The organism is Actinophytocola sp. (assembly GCF_045807065.1).
In the GTDB taxonomy this organism is placed as follows: domain Bacteria; phylum Actinomycetota; class Actinomycetes; order Mycobacteriales; family Pseudonocardiaceae; genus Actinophytocola.
This window is the reverse complement of sequence record NZ_JBJMIE010000750.1, coordinates 1-6,744: the sequence shown is the minus strand read 5'-3', so window position 1 is coordinate 6,744 and position 6,744 is coordinate 1. Positions and strand designations below refer to the sequence as shown.

Sequence of the window (6,744 nt, the reverse complement as noted above, 5' to 3'; positions counted from 1 at the left end):
GGTCGACGTGAAGGCCGGCCCCGCGGCGGGCACGACCGGCGAGCTGGCCGTGCAGACCGGCCCGGGCTCGACGTGGTGCCAGGGCAGCCGCTGGGCGTGGGTGGACACGGCCACGAGCCGCACGATCTCGGTGACCTACGCCGACCTCGACTGCCCGGCGGGCGTGACCTTCGACGCGGCGCAGGTGCACGCGGTGTGGGTGTTCCTGAACGGCGGCGAGGCCTATATCGACGACGTCCGCGCCGAGTGAGGGGTCACGGCACACCTCGACCAGTCGACCAGCAGCGGGAGCCAGGCTGTGAAAGGCGCGCCCGGGACAGTCCTCATGCCTGCGCTCAACGCCCTGGCGCACGCCTTCAGGGCTTGGGAGTTCGGCGCTTCGCGGTGGAGGTGCGCCACGGGGCGAGGGCTACCTCCGTCGCGGTGTGCATCGCGGTGCGCAGGGCCTCGGGGTCGGCGCCGGCGCCGTCGAACAGGGCCTGCAACGCGCCGCTGACCGCGCCGACGAAGGCGCCTACCAGTGCGCCCGCGCCCACCGCGTCCAACTGGTCGGGAAACGCCTGCGCCAGGTGCCGGGCGATCTCGCGTTGGGCGTCGAGCTGCAGCTGCAGCGCGCGGCCGCGCACCGCCGGCACGGTCTGGATCATCCGCAGACGCAGTGCGGCCAGGGGGCTCACCATCTCCGCGCTGGTCGCGTTGACCTCGCCCAGCGCCCGCAGCAGCACGTCCGCCGGGCCCTCGTCCGGGCCGCGGGTGGCGATGGCGTCGATGGCCGCCTGTACGCGGTAGTCGGCCTCCGGGAACAGCAGCTCCTCCTTGCTGCCGAAGTAGCTGAAGAACGTGCGGGCGCCGATCTCCGCCGCCGCCGCGATGTCGGCGATCGTCGTCTCGTCGTACCCCTTGCGTTCGAACAGCTCCGTCGCGGCGTCGATCAGCGCCTGGCGGGTGCGTGCTCGCTTGCGGTCACGAAGGGACATACCGGCAGCATACGTAAGTTGGCAGCGAGTGCAAATCTGCATTCATTGCATCTTCGCACTCACTGCTGTTAACGTCGCCGCATGACCAAGAACGTGTTGATCTCGGGGGCCGGCGTGGCCGGCGCCACGCTCGCCTACTGGTTGGCCCGCAACGGGTTCAAGCCCACCGTCGTGGAGCGGTCCGACGGCGTGCGCTCCAGCGGCAACCCCGTGGACGTCCTCGGCCCGGCCCTGCCGGTCGTCGAGGCGATGGGGGTCGTGCCCCGGCTGCGGGACATCACCACGTCGGCGAAGAGGATCCGGCTGGTGCGTGCCGACGGCAGCCGGATCGCCACCATGCGCATGCCCGGGGCCGGCAAGGGGTTCGAGGTGCCGCGGGCCGACCTCGCCGCCGTTCTGTACGCGACCGTGCGGGACGACGCGGAGTTCCTCTTCGACGACACCGTCACCGAGCTGCGCCAGGACTCCGGCGGCGTGGACGTCACGTTCGACCGCGCCGCGCCCCGCCGGTTCGACCTGGTGGTCGGCGCGGACGGGCTGCACTCCACGGTTCGGCGCCTCGCCTTCGGGCCGGAGCGCGACTTCGTGCGTCCCGTCGGCATCTTCATCGCCACGACGCCGTTCGGCGAGCCGGTCGACCACCCGGAGGACGTGCTCATCCACAACACGCCGGGCCGGCTGGTCGCCATCCACCCGGCACGCGGGAAGGGCGGGGCGGCGTTCATCTTCCGCAGCGCGGTCCGCGAGTTCGACCACCGCGACGCGGACCAGCACAAGCGGATCGTGACCGCGGCGTACGCGGGCGCCGGGTGGCGGGTGCCGGAGCTGCTCGACCGGCTGCGGGCCAGCGACGACGTCTACTTCGACGCGGTCAGCGTCGTCGACCTGCCGTCGTGGTCGCGGGGGCGGATCACGCTCGTCGGCGACGCCGCGTCGTGCGTGTCCCTGCTCGGCGACGGCTCCAGCCTCGCGATCGCCGGCGCGCACACCCTCGCGACCGCGCTCGCGACCGGTGGCGGTCTGGCCGGTTACGAGACCACCCACCGCGCCCTGGTGATGCCGAAGCAGCGTGGTGTCGGGCTGGCCGCGGCGCTGCTCGTGCCGAAGACCAGGCTGGGCCTGGCGGCCCGCGACCTCGCGGCCCGCGTGTGGCGCGGCGGGCTGTGAGCTACCCGTCGGCCAGCGCCGACCTCCGCCGCCCGTAGGCGAAGTAGAGGACGATGCCGATCACGAACCAGATGACGAAGCGCAGCCAGGTCTCCGGCTTCAGGAACGTGATCAGCCAGATCGAGAACACCACGCCGATGATCGGCACGACGGGCATGCCGGGGGTGCGGAACGTGCGTGGCAGGTCGGGTCGGCGGTACCGCAGCACGATCACCGCCACGCAGACGACCACGAACGCGAGCAGGATGCCGATGTTGGTCAGCTCCGCCGCCGCGCCGATCGGCAGCAGCCCGGCGAGCACGGCCGAGGCGACGCCGATGATCCACGTCATGCGGCTGGGCACCCGGCGCCGCTCGTGGGTCTTCGCGAACCAGGGCGGCAGCAGGCCGTCGCGGCTCATCGAGAAGCCGATGCGGGCGGCGCCCATCATGAACGTGAACAGGACGGTCAGGATGCCGAGGATCGCGCCGACGGCGATGATCAGGCCGAGCCACTTGAGCCCGACGTCGGCGAAGGCGCTGGAGAACGCCGCCTCGGGGTTGATGTCCTGGTAGTTCACCATGCCGGTGAGCACGAGGCAGGCGAGGACGTACAGGACCATCGAGATGGCCAGCGAGTAGATGATCGCCCTGGGCATGTGCTTGCGGGACTCGGTGGACTCCTCGGCCGCGGTGGACATGGCGTCGTAGCCGAACACGGCGAAGAAGACCGTCGCGGCGCCGGTGAACGCGCCGGAGAGTCCGAACGGGAAGAAGGGGTTCCAGTTGCCGGCGCTGATGTGGAAGGCGCCGACGACGATCACCACCAGCACGACGACGATCTTGAGGTAGACGAGCGCGGTCTCGAACCGCGCCGCGTTCTTCATGCCCAGGTTGAGGATGAACGCGATGAGCAGGCAGAGGACGACGGCGAACAGGTTGATCTTGTAGGACCCGCCGGCCACCCCGTCGGGCTCGGTGCCGGGCGCGCCGGACATCCACAGCGGGAGCTTCACGTCGAGGAAGCCGAGCAAGTCGTTGAAGTACCCCGAGATCCCGATCGCGACGACCGCGACGATGGCGGTGTACTCGAGCAGGAGGTCCCAGCCGATGAACCAGCCGACCACCTCGCCGAGGACCGCGTAGCCGTAGGTGTACGCCGAGCCGGCGCGCGGGATCAGCCCGGCGAACTCGGCGTAGGAGAAGGCGGCCGCGGCACTGGCCACCCCCGCGACCAGGAAGGAGATGAGCACCGCCGGGCCGGCGGTCTGGTTGGCGACGGCCCCGGCGAGCGAGAAGATCCCCGCCCCGATGATCCCGCCGATGCCGATGGCGGTCAGCTGCCACAGGCCCAACGTGCGGGCCAGGCCACCGCTGTCGACGTCCTCGATCTCCTCGACCGGCTTGCGCCGGAAGATCCCGGTCATGGCCATGGCTTCCTCGCCTCCCCGAGCTGATCTCCCCAGTAGAGATACTCGCCCAACCGCGAAGACGCCACCCCTGTCTACCCAGCCCCGCGTGTCCAACGCCCAGGTCGAGTGAGTTCAACGAAACGTGCCGGCACGTTTCGTTGAACTCACGCGTCTTCCCGGTTGGACACGCGGGTCCGGAGCGGTGGACACGCGCTGGGTTAGATGCGCCAGTACACCGTGTACCGGGCGTGGTGCGTCGCGTAGTACGGCAGCAGCGTGACCGTGCCCGTGCTGGCCGTGCCGGTGAAGCGCAGCGGGTTCGCGCCGTCCTGGACGAGCGTGCCGGTCCGCAGGGTCGGCAGCGTGCCACCCAGGTCGGTCGAGCCGTACTGGCCGGCGAGCACGATCGCGCCGTACTTCGCCGCGCCGACGCCCGAGTCGTCGTTGGCACGGGGGAAGGTCAGCGTCGCCGGCACCGACACGTCCACCACGTCGCCCGACGCCCACGTCCGGTCGATCGTGAAGTACGTGCCGGGCGTGGTGGTGCCCTGGGCGGCGCCGTTGACCCGGACCACCGCGCCGGACGTCCACTTGGGAATGCGGACCTTCAGCGCGATGTGCCCCGACCCCGAGATGGTCAGGCGGGTGCTCGACGACGACGGGAAGCTCGTGTCCTGCCGCACCGACATCCCCCGCCCCGGCCAGGTCAGCACGGACGGGATGAACAGGTTCACGTACAGCGTCTCGCCGGCGTAGAAGTAGATGCTGTCCGCGAACTTCGTCTGCGACTCCATGCCGGTGCCGTGGTCGCAGGTGAAGTTGTTGTAGTCGTTGGCGTAGGTCTTGATGCCGCCGGCCCGCAGCGGGTTGTAGTACGTGACGAACCCGTGGCCCGACGCGGGATCCTGCTCACCCAGGATCTGGTTGTACAGCGCCAGCTCGTAGTAGTCCATGTACTCGGCGGTGCTCGGGAACGTGAAGAACAGCTGCCGGGTCAGCTTCAGCATGTTGTAGGTGTTGCAGACCTCGCACGTGGTGTCCGACAGCTGCGCGGCGATCGCGTCCGGGGTCTGGAAGTACTCGCCGTTGGAGTTGCCGCCGATCACGTACGTGTGGTGGTCGAGGACGATCCGCCAGAAGTTGACCGCGATGTCCCGGTACCGGGTGGTGCCGGTCGCGTGGTACTCCCGGATCGCGCCGAGGATCTTCGGGATCTGGGTGTTCGCGTGGAAGCCGGCGAGTCTGTCCTGGTTGCTGGCCAACGGGTCGAGGATCTGCGCGTGGTCGAACCGCCGCGCGGTGGTGAGGTGGTTCGCGTCGCCGGTCAGCTGGTACAGGTTGGTCAGCACCTCGGGCATGCCGCCGAACTCGGTCCGCAGCACCGACTGCATCCGGCTGGTGGACAGCGGATCCGTGCGGGTCTTCACCCAGGCGGCCTTGCGCAGCAGCACGTCGAGCGCCTGCTGGTTGCCGGCGAGCAGGTACTGGTCGAGGAGGCCGGCCATGATCTTGTGCAGCGTGTAGTACGGCGCCCACACGGACTGGCCGCTCTCCAGCCGGTCGAAGAAGTTCTCCGGGTACGCGGACAGGTAGCCGGCGTGGAAGCCCTGCTGGGTCGCCCTGGCCTGGCACGCGGCGAGCGAGCTGACCAGGTAGTCGCCCTTGGCCTTGTACTGCGTGTCGCCGGTGTTCGCGTAGGCCTGCGCCAGACCGGACATGAGGTGGCCGGTGGAGTGCCCGCGCAGCTCGGTGGTCGGGGTCTCCCAGCCACCGCAGGGCTGCGCCGAGCTGGGCAGGCCGGCGTTGAGGCGGAACGTGTGCAGCAGCCGGTCCGCGTCGACGAACCGGAAGTACGCCAGCTGCCGGTTCATGTTGTCCAGGAACGGGCCGGCCTGGAGCCGGACCGCGCTGAGGGGGAACGGGAACACGGAGACGCCGATGTCGGCCCGGGTGGTCGCGGCGGCGGCCTCGCGGGCCACCGCCGGCGCCACGGCGGCGCCGGCGGCGAGCGCGCCGGCGGTCTTCAGGAGGGTACGACGGTCGAAGGATTGCATGATCGCGCCTTCCGGGAAGGAGGACGGTGTGCGCCACGAGGGCCGTGGCGCACACCGGAGGTGATCAGCCGGCCAGGTGGATGGTCACCGTGTTCGCGCTGGCCGTGACCGTGTGAGTGCCGGCGTTGTACGTGCCGCCGGTCACCGAGGACACGCCGACGGTGAGGAAGACCGGCAGCTGGATGCTGACCGCGCCGCCGGGCAGGCTGCCGGACAGCGACACCGTGACGACCCGCGCGCCGGTGGCGCCGCTGACGGCGATCGACACCCCGTACGTGGACCGGCTGCCCGAGGCCACGTCGTAGGTGTTGGTCAGGTTGGCCACCGACACGGTCTGCCCCGGCGCGACCCACGTGTTCGGCACCCCGCGGCCGATGTAGAGCGGGCGGGTGAACGTGTACGGACCGGAGCCGCTCGCCGCCAGGCCCTCGGCCACCAGCGACTCCAGCAGGCTCTCCTGCTGCCCGGCGATCGGCCACGCGTACGGGCACGCGCCGAACTGCGGGCCGGCATGGCTGCCGATCCACGGGTTCGCCGAGCTGGGCCCGCTGCCGTTGGCCTCCCACCAGGCGTTCGGGCCGCCGGTGGTCGTCCGCAGCTGCCACGCGTAGCTCGTGATCGGCAGGTCGCGGTAGTTGTTGGAGAACAGGCCGTCGTTCGAGTAGGAGGTGTTGTACGCGGTCGAGTACCCGTTGAACGCGCCGAAGGTCGGGAACGGCAACCCGCCCGACGACAACCGGTTGAAGCCCCACTGGTACATGCGGTCGATCTGGCCGGGGTCGCCCATGATCCCGGTCAGGGGGCCGCCGGCCAGCATCGTCGACCACTGGTTCTGGCCGACCCAGCCCGGCGAGGCCCAGTTCGCGTCGTTGAACGTGTTGCAGCGGTTGGCGGTGTTCGGCCTGTCCACCTCGCACGGCAGGAAGTTGAAGCCGCCCGCCGACTGGTTGCGGCCCACGACCGTGTTCAGCGAGTTGAGCAGGTTGTTGTAGGCGGTGTTCGCCCACGTCGCCTCGCCGGTCTGGCCGAGCCTCGTCGCGATGTACTTGTAGGAGGCCAACATCTGCAACGCGGAGAAGTTGCTGAACAGCCACCGGCCGGTCGAGTCGTTGTCGAAGTTGACCCGGAGCGTGCCGTCCGAGTCGAGCTGCGCCGG

Annotated in this window: 5 protein-coding genes and 1 pseudogene; 2 read left to right on the top strand and 4 right to left on the bottom strand. The window is 70.1% G+C overall.

What is annotated here, in order from left to right; genetic code table 11:
• Window positions 1-250 (top strand): hypothetical protein (locus ACJ73U_RS43895; RefSeq protein ID WP_407783722.1); only part of this gene is annotated, 250 nt, incomplete at its 5' end.
• Between the two features lie 106 nt (window positions 251-356).
• Here the strand turns inward: ACJ73U_RS43895 and ACJ73U_RS43890 are convergent.
• On the bottom strand, window positions 357-977 hold the full coding sequence (locus ACJ73U_RS43890) for a TetR/AcrR family transcriptional regulator (RefSeq protein ID WP_407783721.1): 621 nt from the start codon (window positions 975-977) through the stop codon (window positions 357-359).
• 81 nt (window positions 978-1,058) lie between these two features.
• On the opposite strand from ACJ73U_RS43890, the gene ACJ73U_RS43885 reads away from it, so the two are divergent.
• Entirely contained in the window at window positions 1,059-2,144 is a 1,086-nt protein-coding gene (locus ACJ73U_RS43885) for an FAD-dependent monooxygenase (RefSeq protein ID WP_407783720.1), read from the top strand.
• Between the two features lies 1 nt (window position 2,145).
• On the opposite strand, the gene ACJ73U_RS43880 is transcribed toward ACJ73U_RS43885, so the two are convergent.
• From ACJ73U_RS43880 to ACJ73U_RS43870, 3 genes and pseudogenes are all read right to left on the bottom strand, one after another.
• Window positions 2,146-3,555 carry an amino acid permease gene (locus tag ACJ73U_RS43880; RefSeq protein WP_407783719.1) on the bottom strand — a complete coding sequence of 470 codons (1,410 nt, stop codon included), beginning with the start codon at window positions 3,553-3,555 and terminating at the stop codon, window positions 2,146-2,148.
• A gap of 197 nt (window positions 3,556-3,752) precedes the next feature.
• On the bottom strand, window positions 3,753-5,588 hold the full coding sequence (locus ACJ73U_RS43875; protein ID WP_407783718.1) for a beta-L-arabinofuranosidase domain-containing protein: 1,836 nt from the start codon (window positions 5,586-5,588) through the stop codon (window positions 3,753-3,755).
• A gap of 64 nt (window positions 5,589-5,652) precedes the next feature.
• Window positions 5,653-6,744: pseudogene (locus ACJ73U_RS43870) on the bottom strand (hypothetical protein); the annotation flags it as partial.